Origin of the sequence: Aeromonas sp. 603607, from assembly GCF_049171595.1 — a bacterium.
Taxonomy (GTDB): Bacteria; Pseudomonadota; Gammaproteobacteria; order Enterobacterales; family Aeromonadaceae; genus Aeromonas; species Aeromonas veronii.
The window spans coordinates 481,982-505,972 of sequence record NZ_JAAKOV010000001.1 but is presented as its reverse complement, the minus strand read 5'-3'; the positions used below and the strand labels follow the sequence as shown (position 1 = coordinate 505,972).

The 23,991-nt window shown below is 61.1% G+C and carries 19 protein-coding genes; 7 read left to right on the top strand and 12 right to left on the bottom strand.

Translation table 11 applies throughout. The annotated features are described in order from the left end of the window. Nucleotides 1–17 precede the first annotated feature (17 nt). Complete coding sequence (locus tag G5315_RS02175) at nucleotides 18–698, bottom strand: ABC transporter ATP-binding protein (RefSeq protein WP_421332275.1); 681 nt, start codon at nucleotides 696–698, stop codon at nucleotides 18–20. Nucleotides 699–895: 197 nt separating this feature from the next. Here G5315_RS02175 and G5315_RS02170 point away from each other — a divergent pair, with 197 nt between their 5' ends. Next, nucleotides 896–1,363, top strand: a complete 468-nt coding sequence (locus G5315_RS02170) for a DUF4357 domain-containing protein (protein WP_005333716.1) — start codon at nucleotides 896–898, stop codon at nucleotides 1,361–1,363. A 107-nt stretch (nucleotides 1,364–1,470) separates the two neighbouring features. Beyond that, the gene (gene nhaD / locus G5315_RS02165; RefSeq protein WP_421332274.1) at nucleotides 1,471–2,895 is read left to right on the top strand and encodes a sodium:proton antiporter NhaD; all 1,425 of its coding nucleotides are present in this window, start codon (nucleotides 1,471–1,473) and stop codon (nucleotides 2,893–2,895) included. Between the two features lie 80 nt (nucleotides 2,896–2,975). Here nhaD and G5315_RS02160 read toward each other — a convergent pair whose 3' ends face one another. From G5315_RS02160 to G5315_RS02110, 11 genes are all read right to left on the bottom strand, one after another. Continuing rightward, nucleotides 2,976–4,187, bottom strand: a complete 1,212-nt coding sequence (locus G5315_RS02160) for a Bcr/CflA family multidrug efflux MFS transporter (RefSeq protein WP_421332273.1) — start codon at nucleotides 4,185–4,187, stop codon at nucleotides 2,976–2,978. A gap of 113 nt (nucleotides 4,188–4,300) precedes the next feature. Continuing rightward, complete coding sequence (locus G5315_RS02155) at nucleotides 4,301–5,995, bottom strand: hypothetical protein (RefSeq protein WP_421332272.1); 1,695 nt, start codon at nucleotides 5,993–5,995, stop codon at nucleotides 4,301–4,303. A gap of 58 nt (nucleotides 5,996–6,053) precedes the next feature. Continuing rightward, nucleotides 6,054–7,424, bottom strand: coding sequence for a hypothetical protein (locus G5315_RS02150; RefSeq protein WP_201989282.1), 1,371 nt, complete (start codon nucleotides 7,422–7,424; stop codon nucleotides 6,054–6,056). Nucleotides 7,425–7,582: 158 nt separating this feature from the next. Further along, nucleotides 7,583–8,143 (bottom strand): hypothetical protein, encoded by a 561-nt coding sequence (locus G5315_RS02145; protein ID WP_201989284.1) that lies wholly within the window; start codon nucleotides 8,141–8,143, stop codon nucleotides 7,583–7,585. Between the two features lie 48 nt (nucleotides 8,144–8,191). Continuing rightward, nucleotides 8,192–9,616, bottom strand: a complete 1,425-nt coding sequence (locus tag G5315_RS02140; RefSeq protein ID WP_201989286.1) for an NAD(P)/FAD-dependent oxidoreductase — start codon at nucleotides 9,614–9,616, stop codon at nucleotides 8,192–8,194. 102 nt (nucleotides 9,617–9,718) lie between these two features. Next, nucleotides 9,719–10,558 (bottom strand): FTR1 family iron permease, encoded by an 840-nt coding sequence (locus G5315_RS02135; RefSeq protein ID WP_164536636.1) that lies wholly within the window; start codon nucleotides 10,556–10,558, stop codon nucleotides 9,719–9,721. After that, nucleotides 10,558–13,548 carry a YncE family protein gene (locus tag G5315_RS02130; RefSeq protein WP_421332270.1) on the bottom strand — a complete coding sequence of 997 codons (2,991 nt, stop codon included), beginning with the start codon at nucleotides 13,546–13,548 and terminating at the stop codon, nucleotides 10,558–10,560. Before G5315_RS02130 ends, G5315_RS02135 begins: the two co-directional genes overlap by 1 nt. A 4-nt stretch (nucleotides 13,549–13,552) precedes the next feature. Beyond that, entirely contained in the window at nucleotides 13,553–14,002 is a 450-nt protein-coding gene (locus G5315_RS02125; protein ID WP_421332269.1) for a hypothetical protein, read from the bottom strand. Between the two features lie 310 nt (nucleotides 14,003–14,312). Next, nucleotides 14,313–14,789, bottom strand: coding sequence for a DUF2919 domain-containing protein (locus tag G5315_RS02120; protein WP_216953818.1), 477 nt, complete (start codon nucleotides 14,787–14,789; stop codon nucleotides 14,313–14,315). A 150-nt stretch (nucleotides 14,790–14,939) separates the two neighbouring features. Further along, nucleotides 14,940–15,887: a magnesium/cobalt transporter CorA gene (corA, locus tag G5315_RS02115; RefSeq protein WP_266133904.1), complete on the bottom strand. Its 948-nt coding sequence runs from the start codon at nucleotides 15,885–15,887 to the stop codon at nucleotides 14,940–14,942. Nucleotides 15,888–16,392: 505 nt separating this feature from the next. Continuing rightward, the gene (locus tag G5315_RS02110; RefSeq protein ID WP_421332267.1) at nucleotides 16,393–18,036 is read right to left on the bottom strand and encodes an electron transfer flavoprotein-ubiquinone oxidoreductase; all 1,644 of its coding nucleotides are present in this window, start codon (nucleotides 18,034–18,036) and stop codon (nucleotides 16,393–16,395) included. A 169-nt stretch (nucleotides 18,037–18,205) separates the two neighbouring features. Here G5315_RS02110 and G5315_RS02105 point away from each other — a divergent pair, with 169 nt between their 5' ends. The 5 genes from G5315_RS02105 to aroG all read left to right on the top strand — a co-directional run bounded on the left by G5315_RS02105 (nucleotide 18,206) and on the right by aroG (nucleotide 23,982). Next, nucleotides 18,206–18,958 (top strand): electron transfer flavoprotein subunit beta/FixA family protein, encoded by a 753-nt coding sequence (locus G5315_RS02105; protein WP_421332265.1) that lies wholly within the window; start codon nucleotides 18,206–18,208, stop codon nucleotides 18,956–18,958. Next, nucleotides 18,955–19,881: an electron transfer flavoprotein subunit alpha/FixB family protein gene (locus G5315_RS02100; RefSeq protein WP_421332262.1), complete on the top strand. Its 927-nt coding sequence runs from the start codon at nucleotides 18,955–18,957 to the stop codon at nucleotides 19,879–19,881. The genes G5315_RS02105 and G5315_RS02100 overlap by 4 nt, the downstream gene beginning before the upstream one ends. A 225-nt stretch (nucleotides 19,882–20,106) precedes the next feature. Further along, the gene (serC, locus tag G5315_RS02095; RefSeq protein WP_005345045.1) at nucleotides 20,107–21,195 is read left to right on the top strand and encodes a 3-phosphoserine/phosphohydroxythreonine transaminase; all 1,089 of its coding nucleotides are present in this window, start codon (nucleotides 20,107–20,109) and stop codon (nucleotides 21,193–21,195) included. A gap of 227 nt (nucleotides 21,196–21,422) precedes the next feature. Next, a complete protein-coding gene (aroA, locus tag G5315_RS02090) occupies nucleotides 21,423–22,706 on the top strand; it encodes a 3-phosphoshikimate 1-carboxyvinyltransferase (RefSeq protein ID WP_005351267.1) in 1,284 nt (427 codons plus the stop codon). Nucleotides 22,707–22,926: 220 nt separating this feature from the next. Further along, nucleotides 22,927–23,982 carry a 3-deoxy-7-phosphoheptulonate synthase AroG gene (gene aroG / locus G5315_RS02085; RefSeq protein WP_421332260.1) on the top strand — a complete coding sequence of 352 codons (1,056 nt, stop codon included), beginning with the start codon at nucleotides 22,927–22,929 and terminating at the stop codon, nucleotides 23,980–23,982. The last annotated feature ends 9 nt before the right edge of the window (nucleotides 23,983–23,991 follow it).

Genomic DNA, 23,991 nt, shown 5'->3' with positions numbered 1-23,991 from the left:
GCTGGCGCAGTCGCTGTTTAGTCATGACGGGGTCCCTTGAGCTCGATAAGTTGCCCCCCTTCGAGGCGCAGCACTCTGTCGGCCTGCGCAGCATAGGCGGGGTTGTGGCTCACCAGCAGCAAGCCTGCGCCTGTGTCGCGCACCGCCGCTACCATCAACGCCATCACCTGTTCGGCATTGTGTTCATCGAGGCTGCCGGTGGGTTCGTCGGCGAGCAGCCAACCGGGTTGATGGATAAGGGCGCGGGCCAGTGCCACCCGCTGTCGCTGGCCGCCGGAGAGCTGCTCCGGCCAGGCATCGCGCTTGTGGCTCATATCGAGCCGTTGCAGCAACTGGTCAATCCTGGCCTCATCCGGTGGCAGCCCGTTGATAGCCAGCGGCAGGGCCAGATTCTCGGCCACGTTCAGGGTCGGCAGCAGGTTGAAATCCTGATAGACGATACCGAAATGGCGGCCCCGCAGGCGCGCCCGCTCGTCGGGGGAGCGGGTGTCGATCCGGGTCTCCCCCAGCCAGATCTCCCCTTCATCCGGTGCAATCAGCCCGGCGATCAGATTGAGCAGGGTGGACTTGCCGCAGCCGCTTTGGCCCAGCAGCAGGGTGATCTCGCCTGCGGGGAGGGCGAGATCGAGATGGTGGAACAGCGGCAGTCGTTCACTGCCGTTATCGAAGCTCTTGCAGAGGTTGCGCAGGGTCAGCATGGGATAACCGTTTGATGGTCAATGGCTTTCATCATGCTTGGTACGCTAGCACGGCCAGCATTGATCAACACCCCTTACGGTTGATCAAGAGTGCCAGTTAGTGATCAAGGCGGCAAAAGAGCAGTGGATCCTCGCTGGATCCCGCTTGCCCGAGGTGGTTAGAATAGGGGCTTCCATGGGTCACAGGATGAGCAAGGATGTTACACAAGCAAGTCAGTTTTATCATCGATAGCAAGGGCAACAAGCAGGCTGCCGTCGTCCCCATCGAGATCTACAACGAGCTGATGACCCTGCAAAAGGCACTCTCCGACAACCGGCCGGGGGAGCGCGAGCTCTACCATTTCAACGGCAAGGGGGCCGAGGCCCACGGTTATCCGGTGGGCAAGCGGCAAAATCCGGGCTTTATGGTGCTGGCCGGTTCCACCGCCAATGGCGAGGATGCCGCCTCTTTGCGTGAAGCGGTGATCGAGCTGCGTCACGAGCTGCTGGAAAAGGGGGTCATAGTGCCCCGCAGTCAGGGCGGCTTTGTCTTTACCGCCGATCAGCTGTTCAACAGCCCGAGTCTGGCCGCCAGTCTGGTGGCGGGCAATAACCGCAGCGGTCTGGATGCCTGGCAGAACAGCGCAGGCTATACCCTCAAGCAGTCGGGTTTCGGCAAGAAATAATCCCGCGTTTCGACAGCAAACCAATTAAGCGTTAATTGACCTGGATGAATTTTTCTTTTCATCCAGGTGTTAGCATCATTGCCAGATGGTTCTAAAAGGAAGAGACCATGTCTGCGCTTACCCCAGTTATTTTGCTGCTGTCCCTGTTTATCCTTCCCGCCCATGCCAGTAGTGGCCCTGTTCTGTTGACATCCTCCTCAATCGGTCTTTTTTGTGTCGGATTGTTTGTGTTGGCCTACGCCCTGGTGATGGCTGAAGAGTATCTGCAACTGCGCAAGTCCAAACCCGTGCTGGTGGCCGCCGGGGTGATCTGGATCCTGATTGGTATCGCCTATGCACAGCAAGGGATGAGCCCTGTCGCCGAGCAGGCCTTCCGCCATACCTTGCTGGAATATGCCGAGTTGATGCTGTTCCTGCTGGTGGCGATGACCTATATCAACGCCATGGAGGATCGCAGGTTATTCGATGCCCTGCGCGCCTGGCTGGTGCAATCCGGCTTTCACTTGCGCACCCTGTTCTGGTTGACCGGTGGGCTTGCTTTTTGTATTTCGCCGGTGGCAGACAACCTGACCACTGCGCTCTTGATGTGCGCCGTGGTGTTGAAGGTGGCCAACGGTGATCGGCGTTTTGTCAATCTTGCCTGCATCAACATAGTGATCGCCGCCAACGCCGGAGGGGCGTTCAGTCCCTTTGGCGACATCACCACCCTGATGGTGTGGCAGGCGGGCAAGGTGCAATTTGGCCAGTTCTTCACCCTGCTGATCCCCTCTCTGCTCAATTTTCTGGTCCCGGCCATCCTGATGAGCCTGATGGTGCCGCGTCATGTGCCGGAGGCTGATAACGAGGTGGTCGATCTCAAGCGGGGTGCCCGTCGCATCGTCGCGCTGTTCTTGCTGACCATCATCACGGCGGTGCTATGCCACAGTTTCCTCCATCTGCCACCCGTGCTAGGCATGATGCTGGGGCTCGGTTATCTGCAGTTTTTCGGGTTTTATCTGCGAAAGTCGCTGCCGCGATCCCTTGCCCGCAAGCGTGCGCTCTACGAACGCAATGGTGATGAGGTGCGGTTGCGCAGTCTGGGTTCTGTGGTGCCATTTGACGTGTTCAACAAGGTGGCCAAGGCGGAGTGGGATACCCTGCTCTTCTTCTACGGGGTGGTGATGTGTGTCGGTGGGCTGGGCTTTATGGGGTATCTGGAGCTGGTATCACACTGGTTGTATGACGCTGGGGATCCCACCATGGCCAACATCTTCATCGGGGTCTTGTCCTCCGTCATCGACAACATTCCCGTGATGTTTGCCGTGATCTCGATGAGCCCAGACATGGCGCTGGGGCAGTGGCTGCTGGTGACCCTGACCGCCGGGGTGGGCGGCAGCCTGCTCTCCATCGGCTCTGCCGCCGGTGTTGCCCTGATGGGGCAGGCCCATGGCATGTATACCTTCTTTGGCCACCTGAAATGGTCGCCGGCTATCTTGCTCGGCTATCTGGTGAGCATAGGGGCGCACCTCTGGCTCAACAGTGCCCAGTTCTGAACGTCTGCCCGCCAGTACGAAAAGAGGCTTCCGTTGATGGAAGCCTCTTTCGTTTTCCTGGCCGAGGGGGATAGGGGGGGTCAATCGCCTCGCTTGCCGGTCAGCAGCCAGTAACTCAGGGTGGAGCCCACGCCGCAGCAGGCGATGGCGATGGCCATGGGCAGCGGCGAGTGGGGCGGATTGAGGTTGACCAGAATCCCGACCAGGGCGCCGATGCCAAAGCGCAGGGTGCCCGCCAGTGCCGAGGCGGTGCCCGCAGATTGCGGGAAGTGGCCCATCAGGCCGGTCATGGCGTTGGCGCCCACCAGACTGATATGGCCGACAAACAGTACCACCGGAATGACGATGCCCCACAGACCGCCGGTCTGGCTCCAGGCGTTGTAGACCAGCAGGGCGCCCGCGCAGGGCAGCACCAGCAGACCGTATTGCAGCATCCGCTCGGCGCCCACCCCTTTCACCAGTCGGCTGTTGACGAAGGTGACCACCATCATCAGCAGGATATTGAGGCCAAACAGCCAGCCGTAGTGCTCGGTCGGCACCTTGAAATACTCGATATAGACGTAAGGGGAGCCGCTTAAGAAAGCGAACATGCCGGAGCTGGAGAGGGAGCCGCACAGCACGTACCCCATGGCGCCGCGATGGGAGAGCACCCCCCAGTAGTTCTTGAGGATCTGGCCCAGATTAAGGGGCTGACGGTGCTCCGCTTTCAGGGTTTCCTGAATTTTCCACTGCATCACCAGACAGATCAGCAGGCTGATCCCCACCAGCAGCCAGAAGATCACCCGCCAGTCGGCGTGGGCACTGATATAGCCGCCCACCACAGGCGCTACCAGCGGCGCCAGCGTCATCACCAGAATGACGAACGACATGGCGCGGGAAAACGCATCCTTCTCGAACAGATCGCGCAGCAGGGCATTGACCACCACAGAGCCCGCCGCACCACCCGCCGCCTGCAGCATCCGATAGGCCAGCAATTCAGGCAGGGAGTCCGCCATGGCGCAGCCCACCGAGGCGATGGCAAACATCACCAGCCCCGCCAGGATCACCGGCTTGCGGCCATAGCTGTCGGCCAGTGGGCCGTAGAAGAGCTGGCCGATGGCAAAGCCGCCCAGAAAGGCGCTGATGGTGAGCTGGGCGCCGTCGATGCTGGTGGCCAGATCCCGGGCAATGGCCGGAATGGCGGGCAGATACATATCCACCGCCAGCGGAGTCAGACCCGCCAGAGCGCCGAGCAGGATAAACAGGAAACGGGGGGAGAGGGCGGCAGCCTGAGCTGTTGGCGATTGGGGCATAGGGTATCCGCTGGTGAACCTTGGTTGAAAAAGAGAGAAGGACGAGTCTATCAGGTTTGCCCCCGCTCGGCATGACGTTCCTGCCCCCTCAAAAGGGGGAGGTGCCCGGCCGTTCAGGCCCCTTGGGGTGCACGCTTGCGGTCATGTCGGCGTACTGCGCGGATCACCCCCCCCAGCCAGAGCAGCCAGGCCAGCGACGAGATGGCGTACCCGAGCCGCTCCGGCCAGCGGGCGGTGAGGGTAAAGGTGAGGCTGTGTTGTCCGGCAGGCACCCAGACCTGCACCAGCCCGTTGCGGGTGCTGCTGACGCTCAGCGGCAGGCGCTGGTCGAGCCTTGCCTGCCAGCCCGGGTAATCAAACTGGTGCAGGATCAGTTTGGCGGGCGCTGGGGCATCCACCGTCAATTCGATATGACGAGGCTGCCAGCGCTGGATCTGCCAGTTCACCCCCTGATGGTCGCTGGTGATGGCGGGCTGGAATTCCTCTTTCCAGGCCAGCAGGGTGGGGGCAAACATGCCGCGTGGCACCTGCTTTGGACGGTATTCGCGGGCGCTGCGCTTGCTGTCGAACTCCCCGTCGAGCTGACTCTTTACGGGAGCCTGGGTGAGCGGCGCCTCGCGTACATAGAGTCCCTGCGAGAGCAGGGTGAGGGCAAGTAGTAGCCACCAGACCCACTGCCACGGGCGATAGGTGGGGGTACCCAGCGCCACTACGGCGACGGTAGCGATGACCAGCAGCAGATTGAGGCGCCAGGGAAATTGCACCAGTTGCAACGGAGTGAGCAGGCGCCACAGGGGCTCGCTTGGTGGCAGCATCATCAGAAAGCTCAGGGTGCCAATGACCCCCCAGAGCAGCAACTCGGGATGGCGCGGCTCGCGGGCGGCCGCCCAAGCTACCAGCAGCAGAGCCAGGGTGAGCAGCGTCAGCCAGGCGAGATGGCCGCGAAAGCGCCAGTCATCACGGCTTTGGGGCAAACGATCGAGAAAGTTGCGCTGAAACTCGAACATGCCGGTGCGCATCTGCTCCATGGAGATCCCCCCCTGATCCAGCAGAGCGGGCAGCAGCAACAGGCTGGCCATCGCCAACCCCCAGAGCTGGCCCAGCAGGGTGCCGATAAGCGGGGAGGCGGTGACAGGGACACTGACAAGCGCTGTGCTCCCCTTGTAGCGCCAGACCAGCAGCAGGCTGCGCAGGGTGAGCAAGCCCAGAATGAGCAGGGTGCTTGGTAGATGGGAAAGCGTCAGCATGGAGACGGCCAGTGCGAGCAGCAGTAGCGCAAAGGGGGCGCCGCGGCAGAGGCGATCCTGCGCCAGCAGTGCCAGCGGTGCCCAGACGAAGGCCCAGCTCTCCGCCAGGGCAAAGCGGGCGTAGATATCGATGGCCAGATGATAGGGCAGCGCCATATAGAGCAAACTGGCCGCCAGCGCCCGTCCGTGGCCGGCAAAGGGGCGCAACCAGAGATAGGCAAACAGGCCGGAGAGCCAGAGTGCCACGCTGCTGCTCCAGAGCAGCGGCGTCATCGCCTCGTGGGCCAGTGGGGTGGGGCCGGCGAACAGGGCGCTCACATAGTAGGGCAGGGGGGGATAGAAGAAAAAGACCGGGCTGCCGAAGGCGCCGTTCATCTCCATCAACCAGCGCGGATAGAGCTCACCTTGCCACAGTTGCACGGCAAAGAAGTGACCGGAGAGCAGGTGGTGAAACAGATCATGGCCCTGACTGCCGCCACGCAGCCAGAATGGCAGCAACAGGAGGGCACAGGCCCCGGTCAGCACCGACAAAACCCACAGCCACTCTCTGGTTACACGCATAAGGAGACTCGTCTGTTATGGATGCGCAGTGAGTGTACCCGAGTTGTTCCCCTCTTTTTTAGTTGCCTTGGCGGATTTTTGCGCTCTTTCTGTGTTTCTTGTCACTTTTGCCATGGGTTGTCTGCCGCGAGGGAATGGCGAGCCAGAGGCCGGGCTCGGCGGCAAAGCGCGGGGCAAACCAGTGCTGGCGCACCGCAGTGGGCATTTCGTTCGCGTCGATGGGGCGGCGACTGAGGCGGCAGGCTCCCCGAGAGAGCGCCAGCGCCGCATCCCCCTTGTACCAGCCATCGGTCACCGGCAGTGCCGTGGTCTCCCGCAGCAATCTTACCCCCCACTGGGTCACCAGCGCCGGGCACGCTTTTTCTGCCACCCTTGCTGCCTGCACCATGGCGGGCGGACGGGGCAGGGTAAAGGTCGCGCCGAGCAGCAGCAATCCGGCCACCGCGACCAGCCCCTCGCCACGGCGCGGCAGCCAACCTGCCAGCAGCACGATACCGAGCAGGGTGATGGGGGCCAGATGGCGGGGATTGTCGGGATTCTGGCCAAACAGGGTCCAGAGCAGCAGGGCGAGCCAGTAGAGCGTCCAGAGTGGGGAGAGGGTTGCAGCTTGGCCTTTTGAGCGTTGCCAAAGCGGCAGCATCAGCAGCGCCACCATCAACAGGGGCCAGAGCGGGGTCAGCTGATCGTTGAAAGTGCTCGCCCAGCTCAGCAGCCGATCGCCATGGGCTGCCGCCGTGTTGCCCCACAGGGTAAAGTGGCCGTCGGTAAAGCGGCGCCCCTCGCTGAAATAGGCCCAGCCATCCGCCTGCCAGACAAACAGCAGGCTGATAAGCCCCACCAGAACAATGGGGAGCAGAAAGTTAAGTCGCTGACCCTTTTGCGCCATCCCCAGCCAAAGGGGCAGCAGGGTCAGCATGAAGTAGGAGGGACGCAGCGCCAGCATAAGGCCGAGCAGCAGACCCGCCAGTGCGAATCTGCGCTGCTGCAAGGCCAGCAGCGTTCCGAGCCAGGCGGCGAGCGCTGGCCCATCCGAAAGGCCTGAGAGGGCGAGCGTCGGGGTGAGCGGCAGGGCCAATACCAGCAGCCAGACTGGGGCCAAAAGGCTGGGCTGTTGCCACAGCCTTACCGCCAGCAAGGCGGCGAGCGGTGCCAGCAAACTGCTCCCGAGCAGGCTTGCCCACTGCACCGCACGTGCCGGATCGTCTACCAGCAGATTGATCAGCCGCGCCAGCCAGATAAAGGCGGGGTAGCCCGGAAAGTGGGGGGAGAACTCCAGCACGCTAAAGTGCGTCACCCCGTGGGCGAAATTGAGGGCATCGTCGGAATCGAGGGCTACCGGAAAGGCCAGCAGCCAGCAAAGCCAGGCCAGTTGCAGCAGAATGAGCAGCCAAATGGTGGTGGAGCAGGGGGAAGGCCAACGCCGAGCCATTACCTTACCCCTCATCCCCAGCCCTTCTCCCGCAAGGGGAGAAGGGGGCAAACCAGCGTCCGGGTGCATTTATCGGCAGGCCGTGCGTAGGGTGGGTAGAGCGCAGCGAAACCCACCGTTTGTCAGAGCGAGGTGGCGCAATGATTGGCAGGTTGCCATCAAAGCGGCGCCAGCACGGCCATCAGCGCTTTTTCTGCATCGCTAAAGGCGGCGGCGTCGGCGGGCTTGGCGCCCACCCCGAATACCCCCGGGTTACCGATGGCATCGAGCACCCTGGCCAGCGCCTGTTCGGCCGCCTTGCGATCTCCTTCATTGAGTGATGGGAGGATCAAGTCGAGGAAGCGCTTGCTCTTGACCACCAGCACCTTGGCGGTCTGGTAGTCGCCAAGATTCTGGCTGGCCCCTTCGAGGCGGCGCTCGATCTCCGCCTTGTAGGCGCGGTTGAGCAGGGCCGCGGTAGCCGCGGCGTCTTTGGCCTTGATGGCGGCGGCCAGCGGTGCTTGCAATTCCACCTTGTGGTGCTGTTCCAGATAGGTCAGCTCCTCGGCAATCTCGCTCAAGGTAGCGCTGGCATCCTTGCCGTCAGTGGCGGCGCCCAGCAGCGCTTCGCGGGCGTCGATCAGTGGCTCCTTGCCGGCGGCAGCGTAGGAGTAAGCCTGCGCCTGCCCGCTCAGGGTCAGCAGCAGGGTGAGGGCGAGTAAACCCGGGCGGATGGTCATCCTGTTCTCCTTACTTAATGCCAAGAGGTTATGCCAATGGCGCGGCCATCAGGCCACGCTCTGGGTTTCGATCACGGTATTTTCGTTGCGATGGTTAAAGATGGCATGACGTCTGTCCACCCCGTCGAGCACCATGTCGGCGGCCATCATACCCATCTCCATGGCGGTGTCGGTGAAGATGTAGCGGAATGTCCCCTGACGGCCGGTCATGATGAGGTTACTGATGGGCATCAGCGCCTTGATCGCTTCGTTTCGACGGGCCTGATAGCCCAAATCCATCAGCGGATAGGCGTATTCGCTGCGCGCTTCAAAAGTTTCATCGCCAAGCTTGGCGGTATCGACACCGAGACTCGCGAGATCAGTGGTAACCCGACCGCGCAGATCAGAGAGCGGCGCCTGCCAGGTGGCATCCCCCGGATTACAGGGGATCTCCAGCATCACCGAGGTCTGGCCCTGGGGCGCCATAAAGGGGCTGCGGCGGCGCGGCTCCTGCAAACGAGTGGCCAGAATATGGGGATCGGAGAGGTACTGCCAGGTGTTGTCCGACAGGTTTTCCTGTTTGAGGGGCATATTGACGAAGCGAAGCGACCGGTATTGGAGATCGCACGGCAAGCCCAGATGCTGGCAGGTGAGCGGCAGCGGCAGGGTGGAGATCACCTGATCAAAGCGCTCGCTCTGTTCAACGTCATCTTGTTTCCAATACACCCGTTCAATGCGGCCATCAGCCTGCTCAAGGCGGGTGATGGTGGCGCCGGTTTTGAGCTCAACGCCCTCTGCCACCAGCCGCTCCCCCAGAGTGGTGAAGATCTGGCCGAAGCCATATTTCGGGTAGCGGTATTTGCGGGCATAGGTGCGCACCGAGATACTCCCGTTGCGTCTTGGCAGCAGGCGGCGGGCCACGTCTTTGAGATCGATCAGGCTGATGCGCTGGCCGGCCCAGTCGGCGGAGAGCTTGTCCGGGTTGATGCCCCACAGCTTGCCGGTGTAGCCCTCGAAAAACTGGCGATAGAGGGTGCGGCCGAAGTGGCTCTGGATCCACTCGGCAAAGCTTGCCTTGGCAAAATCATCCGGCTTCTTGGCAAAGGGCAACAGCAGCAAGTCTTTTACCGCACCGGCCATCAGGGCGAGCGGCGCCGTCTTGAGCAGGTTGGGCAGGTTCAGGGGGTAGTCATAGGTGCGTCCGCCAAAGCGGATCACGCTCTTGCGCTCGGCGTGGAGCAGATCGTCCCCCATCAGCTCGTCGATAAAGGCGAGCAGCTCGGGGTTCTTGGTGATAAAGCGGTGGCCGCCGTAGTCGAAGCGATACTCCCCATCGCGCCCCTTGAAGGTCTGGGTAGCGCACATGCCGCCGACCACCGGCTCCTGCTCGAACAGGGTTACGGCAAAACCGGCGCGGCGCAGGCGCCAGGCCGCCATCAAACCGGCGGGGCCAGCGCCCAGCACTGCAATGCTTTTCTTGTTGTTATCGCTCATGACCTATTCCGAAACTGCTTGATAGATAAGGGAACCGCGCCAAGGCGCGGCTCCCGAATGGTGTTGTTACCCCGTGGCCTTGTTGCCACAGGGCGTGTTGGCTCAGCCCTTGCTGGATGCGGCGCTCACCTGCGGGCGATAGCTGCGCTGCCAGAGGGTAACGAAGATCGCCAGATAGAGGGCCCAGGTCAGCAGCTGCAAGCCAGCGGGTGAGGCATTGTAGCCAAACAGAGCGCGCAGGAAGGTACCAAATACCCCCTGATCGTCGAGAATGTGGCTGATGTCGAATACCGGCGTGGTCCAGAAGGTGATGATATCTGCCGCCTGCAACATGTTGACGGCAGACGATAGCAGACCTGCGGCGATGATGATGATAAGCAGGCCGGTCCAGCGGAAGAAGGGGGCCAGCGCCACCTTGCGGGTGGAGCGCAGCAGCCCCCACACCAGCGCGATGGAGACCAGCAGCCCCGCCAGCGCACCCATCAGGCCCGATTGCAGATCCACCCCTTGGCCCGAGTAGAGCAGGGCGGAGAAGAAGAGCACGGTTTCAAACCCTTCGCGCATCACCGCCAGGAAGGCGAGCAGCACCAGACCAAACAGGTTGCCGCCATCGATGGCTGCATCGATGCGCGCCGTCATGGCCCCCACCTGGGATTTGGCCTGTTTTTGCATCCAGATCGCCATATAGGTGAGCACCAGAGTGGCGAAGATGAGGATCCCCGCCATCAACAGGTGGTTGTAGCGCTCGCTCTCGAACTGGCTCACCACCACCTGGAACAGGAAGGCGACCACAAGGGAGGCGACAAGGCCAAGCCCCACCCCCAGATAGATGAACTTGTTGTAGCGGCTCGCCCCCAGCTTGGCGAGGTAGGAGAGGCAGATGCCGACCAGCAGGAAGGCTTCCAGCCCCTCGCGCAGGGTAATCAGAAAACTTGCAAACATCAGGATTGAGGCTCCGTAGCGGGCGTGATGGAGAGAGGCTGCAGGGTCAGTTGCAGCCGATTGAGTTGCACTATGGGTGGCTCCGGCAAGCTCGGCTCGGCGGCGCGCACCGCATCATTGACCCACTTGGGGTAGGTGCGGAAATTGAGTTTGATATCGGCCTTGAAGGGCCCTTGGGCTTCTGCGGGCAGCGACCAGGCTTCATCGCGCCAGCCATCGGCCGGAATGCGGGTATCTTCCAGCAGTTTGGCGTAGCGCCAGAACTTGAGCCCCACCGGCTTGCCCTCGGCATCGCCGAACACTTTGCGAAACAGTCTCGCATTCTCAGGGACGGCACCATCCACCGGCTGGCCGCTGGCAAGCACCACCTTGCCGTTGGCGTCGGTGACGGTCAGCTCCAGCCAGAGTTCACGAAAATCGGCCACCCCGGTGGGCAGGGCATGGCCCGCGCCGGTATTGGCGACCCGCACCACCAGCCGCTGACTATCGGCCGCCTGTTCGATACGGGCGGAGAGGGTCGCGCTGGAGCGCAAGAGCGCCAGACTCTCCTGTTCAAGGTCGGGATTGCGCAGCCCCACCAGCTGGTGCTGGGCGCCGGTAAAGTTGTGGCGATAGAGCCGGGCTTTCATGGTGCCGTTTTCGGTGGACTGGCCCGCCACCGGCGCGCCGCCATTGCCCGGCTCCGGGTTCATGTGGCAGTCGATGCAGGTGCGCCGTTTGGCGGGATCCTCGGCCTTGGCGAAGCTGGATTTTTCCCACTCGTCCCAGGTGTTGACGATATTGGCGCCGGTGCCCGGGGCAAACTCGTTGTGGCACGACTTGCACAGGGCGGCATCGCGGTAGAAATCCTTCTGATAGGAGGCTTTGTGGGCCGCCGGACGGGCGTTGATCTGCCGCTCGGCCAGCCAGTGCTTAAGGTTGCCACCCGCGGCATCCTCGAACACATAGCTCTCGCGGTCTTTCAAATTCACGGTAAAGGCGCTGTTGCCGCCCGCATCTTCCACTTTGGTGATGCGATGACAGAGCACACAGCCGGTCCCTTCCTCAACCACAGGTTCACCCGCCTTGTGGGCGGCAATCAGCGAGGCGCCGCCCTGCTCGAACATGTGGGAGCCCTTGGGTAGATCCTGCTGGCCGTTCATTACCTGCTGGGGCATGTGGCAGCCCTGACACCACTGGCCGAACGCTTCCCCTTCGGTTTCGCGGGCCAACGCCTGCACCACCTTGTAGTAGGGGTGGGAGTTGCCCATCAGCCGGTGGTTGCTCTCGCTCCAGTCCTTGAACGCTTGGCTGTGGCAGTTCTGGCAGGAGGCGGAGTTGAGCCACTCTTTCGGGTGAGTGGTCGGCGCCTTGGCGGGATCCGTGCGCGGGGCATCGAGCCGCAGCCAGTTGGCAAGATAGGGGAGGTTGCCATCGGCGGTGACGAAGGCGTGTAAGTCCTCCATCATCGCTTTCACTTCCGGTTGGGGCATCGCGGGGTCAACTGCCTCGGCCCCATCGCGGGTGTCATGGCCCATGCCGCCCTGGGTCTGCTGGGTCATGCGCAGGTATTCGCCGACAAAATCCCCCGCCACCATGTTGGTGAGGTTGGCGTGGCCGTTGATGGCGTTGTCGCCGCTCTTCTGGCGATGGGCCGCCATCAGATAGCGGTTGGTGAAATTGAACCCATCCAGATGGCAGGAGTTGCAGCTCATCCAGTTGTCCCCCGCCATGGGGAAGCGTGAGTTGGACGCTGTGTTACCAAGGTTGAATAGCAGCTCGCCGCGCTGAAGCGGCTCGGGGCGCGGATCTGTCTCTACCAGCTTGGCAAAGTGGGGCACATCGACGGTGACCCGGGCAAACGGGCCGCTGCCGCCGCTATTGAGGCGGGTGAGATCCTGCCCCATGGCGTTGTGCACCAGAATATGGTCGCCATCGATTAGCAAGTCCCGCGGATTCTGGCCCGGCAGGTGGCGCAAGAGCTGGGTCGCCTTGGCGCCCCCCTGAAACTTCTTGCGGCGGTGGCGGTTGTTGTTGGACTTGCCGCTGCGGGAGAGATCAAACACCAGCAGATCTTCCGAGCCCGCCAGCGTCAGATAGACCCGCTTGCCATCGGCGGTGAAGCGCGCCGCGAAGGGGTTGGAGACGATCTGGCTGCGGTTGCCGACGCTTGGCAGGTTGATCTGCAAAAAGAGCTGTTTTCTTTCATCGACCCGCTCTTTCTCCTCATCGAGATCGATGATGGAGACGGCCGGAAAGACGGTGCTCTGAAACTGGAAGGGGTGATCGAAGCTCCACAGCACATGGGGCAGCCAGGCCTCGCTGCCATCGGGGGAGAGGGCGATGCCGTCGAGCAGGCGCGGCAATCCCTGGGAGTCGCTCGGCGTGTCGCTATGGGTCTCGGCCAGGGTAATGAGTTTGGGCTTGGGAAGCGAAGATCCCTTGGCGCCGTGGCCAAGCTTGGCGAGATCATAGATGGCGAGCTGTCCGGTCATGGCGTGGGTCAGCAGCAGGCGATCGTCGTCGGTCAGGGCCAGTCCACGGGGAGTCTCGGCGGTTTCTGCATCCAGCTTGAGGTTGCCTGTGGTGTCATAGGCCTGCAGGCGAGCGGATTCGAACTGCGTGACCCAGAACCACTGCCGCTTGGCATCGAAGATGACCCCGTAGGGGCGATGGCCTGTGGCGATCGCCTTTGCCAGATCGAGATCATCATCCAGCAGCAGCAGGCGATCGCCGCTGTAGTCGGTGACCAGCAGGGTGCCGTCATCGGCGCGGGCAAGCTGGCGCAGATCGCCTCCCAGCTGCACCTCTTTGAGCCGCTTGCCGCTATCGCGCTCAAGCAGGGTGACCGATCCTGTGCTCAGGTTGGCGGTGACGAGGCGCGGGGCGCTCCCTTCCTCATAGGCGATCATCCCGGCACCCATCTGCTGGGCAAACGCGAAGGGGCTGGTCAGCAGCAGGACGAGTGCCAGCAGGGGTGACAAATATGCAGAGAACGATGACTTCAACATGGGATCAGGAGCGCCATTTCAAGATGGTCCAGCGCCAGGCGTGGCGCAGCACCAGAGGAGTTAACGCCAACGCGCTCAGCCAGTGGGCCCAGCTGGCGAGGTTGCCCGTGGCATCGCCCGGAGTGCCGTGCAGCACCAGCAGCAGGCCGCTGGCCAGACAGATCAGCAGCAGGGCTTCAATAATCCGCCCCGTGGTGCGTAAAAAGGGTTTGTTGCTGCGGTTCAACAAGCTGCGATGGGAGAGCCAGAAGGCGCCAAACAGCAGGGGGAACAGGGTGAGCGAGAGCATCACATGGAAAAACAGATTCCAGCGTGCCAGCGACCAGAGCGGGGTCAGCGGCTCCCACAGCAGCAGGCCGGAGAAGAACATCAGATAGAGGGTGCCCTCGGCGGCCTTATGGTGGTAGGCCAGCCACTGCCAGAATTGTCGGGGTGAGAGAGAAAGGCTTGTCATAAAGGCTCCAGCACCCGGGCGGGGCAGCCCGGGGGGAGCAAGTTTATAACGCACTAAGAGTAATGAAAAGTGTTATCAATTCCATTGATAATGAATCAAGCCTGAATAAACGGGGTGACCGAACACGGCTATTGATAATCCCTTATCCGCTTGGCCGCCACCTATGGGGCGAGAGTGCGGGCGCAGCCGCTCCTCGACAACGGGGCCGCTTGCGGCTCGGGGTTATGATCGCGCGTCTGGCTTGTTGTGGGTGTTCAGCTCACCAAGAGGCTTTTTATATTTATTTCAATTGATTGCAGCTAAAGCTTGGCTAGATGTTCGACTCCTGATGAGGATCATCAGCAGCATATTCCCGTAGCTGGCGACTGCGCAGCAGATACCAGAGTGACCAGAGGCTGGCGACCAGCACCAGTGCGGTGGGCCAGCTGAATGACCACTTCTGCAGATTGAGGCTGTGCAACTGCATCAGCAGGCCGCTGACGGCAGAGCAGAGCAGCAGCAGCGGGCTGTGGCGCCGGAGTCTGGCGCGAATGCTCTGGGTCTGCTGATAGGTGCCCCCGCAGGCGAGCAACGCCAGCATGGCGGGTACGTCGGTCAGCAGGCTGATGTAGAGGGTGATTTTGTCCGGATAAAAGAGGGTCAGGATCTCGCTGCCGCTCTCGCGGGTGACGCCGGCCATCAGAAACAGCCAGACCGAGCGGGTCAGCAACAGGGCGATGGGCCAGAACCAGAGGGGAGGGCGCAACTGGCCGTGATCGTCATATCGATGTTCGGGGTAGAGGGTCATGGTTGCCCGATATCCATTCATAGAGTGCAAGTGATGCAAGGGATATGGGGCGAAGGCGAGCCCTTTGCAAGGCGCGGGAGAGAGCGGGAATTAATCGGGGGGCCATGCCCCCCAATCCGCGAAAAGTTGTCTTGTGCCGAGCGGCTGGCGTTACAGCCACCCCTTGCGCTTGAAGAAGAGCCCGGTGCCCAGCGATGACATCACCATCAGCACCAGCGAGAGGGGATAGCCATACTCCCAGGCGAGCTCAGGCATGCGGCCAAAGTTCATGCCATAAATACTGGCGATCAGGGTCGGCGGCAGGAAGATCACGGCGGCAACCGAGAAGATCTTGATCACCTTGTTCTGCTCCAGATTGGTCACCCCCATGGAGGCCTCCAGCTGGAAGTTGATCTTGTCGAACAGGAACTGGGTGTGAGGCAGTAGTGACTCCACGTCGTGCAGCATCTCGTCGATCCACTTGTTCTGCTCCAGGCTCATGCGCTGGCGCAGGCTGCGTTTGAGGAAACGCAGGGCGCGGCGGGTATCGTGCAGGGAAAGACGGATCTGGCCGTTGGCCTCTTCCTGTGCCAACAGCTCCTTGAGCATAGGGTTGATCTGATCCGGCTCGAAGATCTGATCGGCGGTGTTTTCCAACGTCTTGTAACCATCTTCGATAAGATCGGAGAGGTACTCCACCTTGAGGTTTTGTACCTCCAGCAGGATATCGAGGGCATCCTCCACCTCCAGCCGATCCTGGCGCATATAGTGGCGCAGCAGGCGCACCAGCCCGATGTCATCTTCACGAATGCTGATCAGCAGGTTGTTGCGCAGGGTAAAGGAGACGTGGACACCCTTGGTGTCACGACCGATCCGCTGGGGAAACAGGGAGTGAATGTGCAGACCATCGGTATCCCAGTAGAAACGGGCGGATGCTTCGATGTCGTCGAGCTCCTCCTTGTCGGGAACCTCTTCCAGGAACAGGCCCGTCAACCATTCTCGCTCTGCCGTGTCCGGCTTGTAGGCATCCAGCCAGACCGTGTTGTCAGGTACTATGTCGTCAGGCCCGAGCGTGACTATGTCCAGCACCTTGTTATTGAGAATGTAGGCGGTGATCATCTGTCCCCCCTTAAAAAGTCATGGGTAATCAGGGATGGTTGCACAGGTCATGCGGCCTTAGATCGCTGAAGAAGGCGATCCCGTGGATAAGCAGATCGGGCCGATGGAAAACCTGAATGCGGCGAACTATACAGGGGTGGGCCCCGCTTGTCAGGGGCTATTCATCAGGGATTCAGCTTGTTTGTCCAAAAAAACAGCGAGGTCGGATCACCTTAGCAGCCATGCGGTGTAGAACCAGCCTTTGGCGGGGGGAGGGATGGCTGGGGCTGCTTGTTGCCGCTACCCCGCTTCATCAGATATTGGGATAGTTGGGCCCGGAGCCCCCTGTGGCGGTATCCAGACGATGTTTTGGGGCTGAGTATCTTTGATGTCACCGCATCTTGGCATCGCCGTATTCCATCACATATTGGGATAGTTGGGCCCGGATCCTCCTTGTGGCGGTGTCCAGACGATGCTTTGGGACTGAGTATCTTTGATGTCACCGCATCTTGGCATTGCCGTTCCATCACATATTCGGATAATTGGGCCCGGAGCCCCCTTGTGGCGGCGTCCAGATAATGTTTTGACTGGGGTCTTTTATATCGCAGGTTTTGCAGTGGATGCAGTTGGCTGCGTTGATTTGCAGTTTGGCCGCGCCTTCCATTTCCAGCACTTCAAACACCCCGGCCGGGCAGTAGCGTTGGGCGGGTTCGGCCCAGGTGGGCAGATTGACCTCGACCGGAATGCGCTCGTCCTGCAGCTTGAGGTGGCAAGGCTGATCCTCATCGTGACTGGTGTTGGCCAGATACACAGACGAGAGCTTGTCAAAGCTCAGCTTGCCATCGGGTTTGGGATAATGGATGGGCTCGCAGCGACTGGCCACGCGCAGCTGACGGTAGTCGTGAGCCTTATCGAGCAGCTTGAAGGGCGAGTTTGCGCCAAACAGCCGTTGCTCCAGCCAGTTGAAGGCACCGCCCAACCAGGGACCATAGCGATGAAGCGCCGCGCCGAAGTTGCGCGCCGCCTTGAGTTCGCGGGCCAGCCAGCTCTGGTGCAGCTCGTCACCATACTGGGCCAGATCCCGGCCCCCTTCATCACCACCTCGCAGCGCCATCGCGACGGTTTTTGCCGCCAGCATGCCGGACTTCATGGCGGTGTGGATCCCCTTGATGCGGGAAAAGTCGAGAGTGCCCGCATCGCAGCCAATCAGCAGGCCGCCCGGGAAGTGCATGCGGGGCAGGGCGTGCCAGCCCCCCTTGGTGATGGCGCGTGCGCCATAGCTGATGCGCTCCCCATCTTGCAACACGCCAGCGATAAGCGGGTGATGTTTGAGGCGCTGGAATTCGTCAAACGGGCTGAGCCAGGGATTCTGGTAGTTGAGATCGACAATCAGCCCGACCGCGACCTGATCCCCCTCCATGTGATAGAGATAGAAACCGCCGTGACTATTGCCGCCCCCCTGCTTGCCGAGGGGCCAGCCACTGCCGTGCAGTACCTGTCCCGCTTTGCCTTGGCCAGCAGGCAGTTGCCACAGCTCCTTGAAGCCGATGGCATAGTGCTGGGGCTGGGCAGGGCTTGCCAGATTGAATGCGGCGATCAGCTGTTTGCCGAGATGACCGCGGGCCCCCTCGGCAAAGAGGGTGTAGCGGCCGAGCAGCGCCATGCCGGGCACATGATCTGCTTTCGGATTGCCCGCCCGATCCAGCCCCAGATCGCCGGTGATGACCCCCTTGACCCGGCCCGCTTCCATGATAAGTTCGCTGGCGGTAAATCCCGGGTATATTTCGACTCCCAGTTTTTCCGCCTGCTGGCCAAGCCAGCGGCAGAGATTGCCCAGACTGACCACATGGCAACCCTGATTGTGCATCCGGGGTGGCACCGCCCAGGCGGGGAGTTGCAGGGAGCGTTGCTCGCTTTGCAGCAGATGAACCTGATCGTCGCTGACCTGCACGCCGAGCGGTGCTTGCTGCCAGCAATCCGGCAGCAGCTCTTGCAAGGCGACGGGATCAAACAGGGCGCCGGAGAGCAGATGGGCGCCAATTTCCGCCCCCTTCTCCAGCAGACAGACAGAGAGAGTGGCATCCTGCTGTTTCAGGGCGATGGCTGCACTGAGCCCCGCCGGACCGCCGCCGACGATGACGACATCAAATTCCATTGCTTCCCGTTCCATCTTGCCTCTGCGCTCTGGTTGGCCTAGGGTAATGCTGGTAGTTTACGTAAACGTAAAGCAGTTGTAAGCAAAACTGAGCAAGAAAAAGCAAAAAATCAGGGAAGGGCGTACTGCAACAAACGCAGAGGCACACTAATGAATTCAATCCAAAGAGACGAGGCATGACCCCATGAAGCTGCTGGTCGCAATCAAACGGGTAGTCGACTACAACGTCAAGATCCGGGTGAAGGGAGACGGCTCCGACGTGGAGCTCGCCAATGTGAAGATGGGGATCAACCCCTTTTGTGAAATTGCGGTGGAGGAGGGGGTCAGGCTGCGGGAAGCCGGGGTTGCCAGCGAGCTGGTGGTGGTGACCTTTGGCCCTGACGCTGCCGCCGAGCAACTGCGCCATGGGCTGGCGCTTGGGGCGGATCGGGCGCTGCATTATGTCACCGATCAGACGCTCGCCCCGCTGACTGTCGCCCGCGCCTTGCACAAGGTGTGCGAGCAGGAGCAGCCGGATCTGGTGCTGCTCGGCAAGCAGTCCATCGATTCAGACAACAATCAGGTGGCCCAGATGCTTGCTGCCCTCAATGATTGGCCGCTGGCGACCTGCGCGTCCGCCCTCAAGGTGGAAGCGGGGGAACTGCTGGTGACCCGCGAAATCGACGGTGGCCTCGAGACCCTGCGCATGCCGTTGCCTGCGGTGGTGAGCGCCGATCTGCGTTTGAATGAACCGCGCTTTGCCTCGCTGCCCAACATCATGAAGGCCAAGCGCAAGCCGCTTGATAGCGCTCCGTTCTCGACACTCGCCGTTGAGGTGGCCAACCAGACCCGTTTGCTCGGGATGATGGCGCCGCCAGCCCGCAGCGCCGGGATCAAGGTGGGCTCGGTGGACGAGCTGGTGGACAAACTCAAACACGAAGCGAAGGTGCTGCCATGAGCGTGCTGATCATTGCCGAACATCATCAGGGCCATCTGGCCGACAACGTGGCACAACTGGTCACCGCCGCCGGAGCCATCGGCGGTCAGGTTGACCTGCTGTTGCTGGGTCAGGGGCTGACCGAGGCGGGTGAACAGGCGGCAGCCCTCAGCGGCGTCGACAAGGTGTTGCTTGCCGAACATCCCCTGCTGGCCGACGGGCTGCTGGATGGGGTGGACAAGCTGCTGGCCAGCTGGTGCGAAGGTTACAGCCACTGCCTGATGGCGGCGAGTGCCATGGGCAAGGCGCTGCTGCCACAGGTGGCGGCCCGGCTCGGGGTGGAGATGCTCTCCGAGGTGACGGCTATCGAGAGCAGCGACACCTTCCTGCGCCCCATCTATGCGGGCAATGCCATTGCCAGAGTGATGAGCTCGGCGCCCGTCAAAGTGATGACAGTGCGGGCCACCGCGTTTGCCAAGGCGGCGACAGGCGGGCAGGCTCCCATCGAACACTTGGCCGTGCCCGAATTCGCTGGTCGTACCCGGCTGGTCGAGCGCCGTGCGGTGCGCTCCAGCAGGCCCGAACTGACCGCCGCCCGGGTGGTGGTCTCCGGTGGTCGGGCGCTGGGCTCAAAGGCGCAGTTTGCTCTGATTGAGGCGCTGGCCGACAAGCTGGGCGGCGCCGTGGGGGCATCGCGAGCCGCTGTTGATGCGGGATATGTCGCCAACGATCTGCAGGTGGGACAGACCGGCAAAGTGGTGGCGCCTGAGCTTTATATCGCGGTCGGCATTTCGGGGGCCATCCAGCATCTGGCGGGGATGAAGGAATCGAAAGTGATCGTTGCCATCAACAAGGACAGCGACGCCCCCATCTTTCAGGTGGCGGACTACGGGCTGGTGGGGGATCTCTTCACCCTGCTGCCGGAGCTCACCGCCAAACTGTAAATTTGTCAGAAATGGCTGGGCTGTGGTCGTTTATGCGCTCTGCCCGCCATTTCTGTGCATGTTCCCTGCAAGCCCTGACCCGTTCAGGGCTTTTTCTACTGCAAGGGGGATGCAGAGTGATGGTAAAAGGTTGAGCCAGCTCCCAAAAAGCCTTTGATCCTGTGACGGCTCTTGTGTAAAACCTGACAAGTCATCGATTACTCTCATCCACTCACGGAAAGCGTCATGAGCAAACAGATTTACAACTTCTGCGCCGGCCCCGCCATGCTGCCGGTTGAAGTCATGGAGCGCGCCCAGCGCGAATTTTGTAATTTTCAGGGGCTGGGAGCCTCGGTCATGGAGCTTTCCCATCGTGGCAAGCCCTACATGGCGGTTGCCGAGAAGGCCGAAGCGGATCTGCGCGAGCTGCTGGCAGTGCCGGACAACTACAAGGTGCTCTTCATGCACGGTGGCGGCCGCGGTCAGTTCTCCGCCGTGCCCATGAACCTGCTGGGTGGGGCCAACAAGAAAGCGGACTTCCTGCTGACCGGTGTCTGGTCTCAGAGCGCGGTGGATGAAGCCAAAAAGTATGGCGATATCCAGACCTTTCAGGGGGTTGCCAAGAACGAGCAGGGGATCTCCCACCTGCTGCCGACCCCGGCGTTTCGCGCCGATGCGGCCTATGTTCACTACTGCCCGAACGAAACCATTGACGGCATCGAGATGTTCGACATCCCGGCCACCGGCGAGGTGCCGCTGGTGGCGGATCTCTCCTCCACCATTCTCTCCCGTCCTCTCGATGTGAGCCGCTTTGGCATCATCTATGCTGGTGCCCAAAAAAATATCGGGCCGTCCGGGCTTGCCATCGCCATCGTGCGCGATGATCTGCTGGATCAGGCGAGAGCCGATGTCCCCTCGATTTTTGACTACAAACTCACTGCCAAGAACGACTCCATGTTCAACACGCCGCCCACCTACGCCTGGTATCTGGCCGGTCTGGTGTTCGAGTGGCTCAAGGAACAGGGTGGCCTCGAGGCAATGGAGGCGCGCAACAAGGAGAAGGCCGACTTCCTGTATGACTATCTCGATCAGTCGAGCTTCTATGGCAATCAGGTGGATGTCAGCTGCCGTTCGCGGATGAACATCCCGTTCCAGCTGAAAAATGCCGAGCTGGACAAGCAGTTCCTGGCCGAATCGGAAGCGGCCGGCCTGCTGGCCCTCAAAGGGCACCGCATCGTCGGTGGCATGCGCGCCAGCATCTACAACGCCATGCCGCTGGAGGGAGTGAAGGCCCTGGTCAGCTTTATGGATGGCTTTGCCAAGCGTCACGGCTGAGAACAGAGCCCCTATGTGTTTGCTGGTGGCCTCTCGTGACAACCAGTGAACCGCTTCCAGCTATTGCAGTGATTCAAGACGCCGGGGATACCCCGGCGTCTTTTTTTCAACAGAACCAGCGCGCTGGCGTTTACCGTGCGATTTCCCCTGAAAGTGCCCTTGCCGAGCGGGACGCAGGCTGTTAACGTCCGGACAGGCGTTTATTTTTGAGATAGCACAGGAAGTCTATGAATTCGTTGCGTTTGGAACCCATTTCTCGTGTGGCCGGTGAGGTCAATCTGCCCGGCTCCAAGAGTGTCTCTAACCGTGCGCTGCTGCTGGCGGCGCTGGCCCGTGGCACCACCCGTTTGACCAACCTGCTCGACAGCGATGACATTCGTCATATGCTGGCTGCGCTGACCCAGCTTGGGGTCAAGTACAAGCTCTCCGCCGACAAGACCGAGTGTACCGTGCAGGGTCTGGGCCGCAGCTTCGCGGTGAAAGAGCCGGTCAATCTGTTCCTCGGCAACGCCGGTACTGCCATGCGACCGCTCTGCGCCGCGCTATGCTTAGGCTCCGGTGAATACACCCTGGGCGGCGAGCCGCGCATGGAAGAGCGTCCCATCGGCCATCTGGTGGATGCCCTGCGTGAAGCGGGTGCCCATATCCAGTACCTGAAACACGATGGTTATCCGCCGCTGGTGGTGGATGCCAAGGGGCTGTGGGGTGGCGATGTGCACGTCGATGGCTCCGTCTCCAGCCAGTTCCTGACCGCATTTTTGATGGCGGCGCCGATGGCGGCCGGTGATACCCGGATCCACATCAAGGGGGAGCTGGTCTCCAAGCCCTACATCGACATCACCCTGCACATCATGAAGCAGTTCGGGGTGGTCATCGAGCACGACAACTACAAGCTGTTCTACATCAAGGGCAACCAGACCTACATCAGCCCGGGTGACTTTCTGGTGGAAGGGGATGCCTCCAGCGCCTCCTACTTCCTCGCGGCGGGTGCCATCAAGGGCAAGGTACGGGTTACCGGTATCGGCAAGCACAGCATTCAGGGTGATATTCACTTCGCCGACGTGCTGGAGAAGATGGGCGCGCGCATCACCTGGGGTGATGATTTTATCGAGGCGGAGCAGGCGCCGCTGCACGGAGTGGATATGGACATGAACCATATTCCCGATGCGGCCATGACCATCGCCGTTGCCGCGCTGTTTGCCGAGGGGCCGACCTCCATTCGCAATATCTACAACTGGCGGGTGAAAGAGACCGATCGTCTGCACGCCATGGCGACCGAGCTGCGCAAGCTGGGCGTCGAAGTGGAGGAGGGGCATGACTTCATCACCGTGACCCCGCCGACCCAGCTCAAGCATGCCGAGATCGATACCTACAACGATCACCGTATCGCCATGTGCTTCTCGCTGGTGGCGCTGTCGGATACCCCGGTCACCATCAATGATCCCAAGTGCACGTCGAAGACCTTCCCGGATTACTTCGACAAACTGGCCAGTATCAGCCAGCGTGGCTGATCACTGACAAACCCGTCATCACCGACGCTTCGGGCCCGCGCTGAGCGGGCCTTTTTGCCTTCCTCACCAGCATCGTCATTTCGCCTAGCATCATTTCAATAACTTGCAAGATTGCCATATAAAATAGTTTTGTGATTGCTGTAATTTACTATTTACACATGCCCTGTCGCGGGCTATGTTGAGATTTCCTAATCGCAGTCATCTAGCAGGAAGCCTTGTCATGCAGCATCAAACCGACGACGTTCGTATCAGTGAAATCAAAGAGTTATTACCCCCGGTTGCGGTGCTTGAGAAGTTTCCGGCTACCGAGGTTGCCTCGTCCACCGTTTTTGAATCCCGTCAGGCCATTCACAACATCCTGGCCGGCGAAGATGATCGTCTGCTGGTGGTGATTGGTCCTTGCTCCATCCATGATCCGGTTGCCGCGCTGGAGTACGGCAAGCGCCTCAAGGCGCTGCGCGACGAGCTGAAAGATCAGCTGGAGATCGTGATGCGGGTCTACTTCGAAAAACCGCGCACCACAGTGGGCTGGAAGGGGCTGATCAACGATCCGTACCTCGACAATAGCTGCAAGATCAACGACGGTCTGCGCATTGGTCGCAAGCTGTTGCTGGATCTCAACGACATGGGGCTGCCAACTGCCTCCGAGTTCCTCGACATGATCACCCCGCAATATGTGGCGGATCTGATGAGCTGGGGCGCGATCGGTGCCCGTACCACCGAATCCCAGGTACACCGCGAGCTGGCCTCCGGTCTCTCCTGTCCGGTGGGCTTCAAGAACGGCACTGACGGCACCATCAAGGTTGCCATCGATGCCATTGGCGCTGCCAGTGCGCCGCACCACTTCCTGTCGGTCACCAAATACGGTCACTCCGCCATCGTGGCGACCCGCGGCAACCCGGACTGTCACATCATTCTGCGTGGTGGTCGTGAGCCGAACTACAGCGCCGCCCACGTGGACGAGGTGGTGAAGGGGCTGGAGAAGGCCGGTCTGCCCCAGAAGGTGATGATCGACTTTAGTCATGCCAACAGCAGCAAGCAGTTCAAGAACCAGATGCTGGTGGCCGAGGATGTGGCCGGCCAACTGCGTGCCGGCAGCAAGGCGGTGTTTGGTGTGATGGTGGAGAGCCATCTGGTGGAAGGCCGTCAGGATCTGGTGGAAGGGTGTGAACTCACCGTCGGCCAGAGCATCACAGATGCCTGCATCGGTTGGGCCGATACCGAAGTGCTGCTGCGCAACCTGGCGGATGCCGTTGCAACCCGTAACGCCCGCTAAAGACCGGAT

Excerpts from the sequence above, each read along its gene's own strand:
- G5315_RS02100 (WP_421332262.1), top strand. The coding sequence starts at position 18,955 with ATGAGCGTGCTGATCATTGCCGAACATCATCAGGGCCATCTGGCCGAC.
- serC (WP_005345045.1), top strand. The coding sequence starts at position 20,107 with ATGAGCAAACAGATTTACAACTTCTGCGCCGGCCCCGCCATGCTGCCG.
- G5315_RS02110 (WP_421332267.1), bottom strand. The coding sequence starts at position 18,036 with ATGGAACGGGAAGCAATGGAATTTGATGTCGTCATCGTCGGCGGCGGT.
- G5315_RS02170 (WP_005333716.1), top strand. The coding sequence starts at position 896 with ATGTTACACAAGCAAGTCAGTTTTATCATCGATAGCAAGGGCAACAAG.
- G5315_RS02140 (WP_201989286.1), bottom strand. The coding sequence starts at position 9,616 with ATGAGCGATAACAACAAGAAAAGCATTGCAGTGCTGGGCGCTGGCCCC.
- G5315_RS02160 (WP_421332273.1), bottom strand. The coding sequence starts at position 4,187 with ATGCCCCAATCGCCAACAGCTCAGGCTGCCGCCCTCTCCCCCCGTTTC.
- G5315_RS02130 (WP_421332270.1), bottom strand. The coding sequence starts at position 13,548 with ATGTTGAAGTCATCGTTCTCTGCATATTTGTCACCCCTGCTGGCACTC.
- nhaD (WP_421332274.1), top strand. The coding sequence starts at position 1,471 with ATGTCTGCGCTTACCCCAGTTATTTTGCTGCTGTCCCTGTTTATCCTT.
- G5315_RS02125 (WP_421332269.1), bottom strand. The coding sequence starts at position 14,002 with ATGACAAGCCTTTCTCTCTCACCCCGACAATTCTGGCAGTGGCTGGCC.
- G5315_RS02105 (WP_421332265.1), top strand. The coding sequence starts at position 18,206 with ATGAAGCTGCTGGTCGCAATCAAACGGGTAGTCGACTACAACGTCAAG.
- aroA (WP_005351267.1), top strand. The coding sequence starts at position 21,423 with ATGAATTCGTTGCGTTTGGAACCCATTTCTCGTGTGGCCGGTGAGGTC.
- G5315_RS02135 (WP_164536636.1), bottom strand. The coding sequence starts at position 10,558 with ATGTTTGCAAGTTTTCTGATTACCCTGCGCGAGGGGCTGGAAGCCTTC.
- G5315_RS02120 (WP_216953818.1), bottom strand. The coding sequence starts at position 14,789 with ATGACCCTCTACCCCGAACATCGATATGACGATCACGGCCAGTTGCGC.
- G5315_RS02175 (WP_421332275.1), bottom strand. The coding sequence starts at position 698 with ATGCTGACCCTGCGCAACCTCTGCAAGAGCTTCGATAACGGCAGTGAA.
- G5315_RS02155 (WP_421332272.1), bottom strand. The coding sequence starts at position 5,995 with ATGCGTGTAACCAGAGAGTGGCTGTGGGTTTTGTCGGTGCTGACCGGG.
- aroG (WP_421332260.1), top strand. The coding sequence starts at position 22,927 with ATGCAGCATCAAACCGACGACGTTCGTATCAGTGAAATCAAAGAGTTA.
- corA (WP_266133904.1), bottom strand. The coding sequence starts at position 15,887 with ATGATCACCGCCTACATTCTCAATAACAAGGTGCTGGACATAGTCACG.
- G5315_RS02150 (WP_201989282.1), bottom strand. The coding sequence starts at position 7,424 with ATGGCTCGGCGTTGGCCTTCCCCCTGCTCCACCACCATTTGGCTGCTC.
- G5315_RS02145 (WP_201989284.1), bottom strand. The coding sequence starts at position 8,143 with ATGACCATCCGCCCGGGTTTACTCGCCCTCACCCTGCTGCTGACCCTG.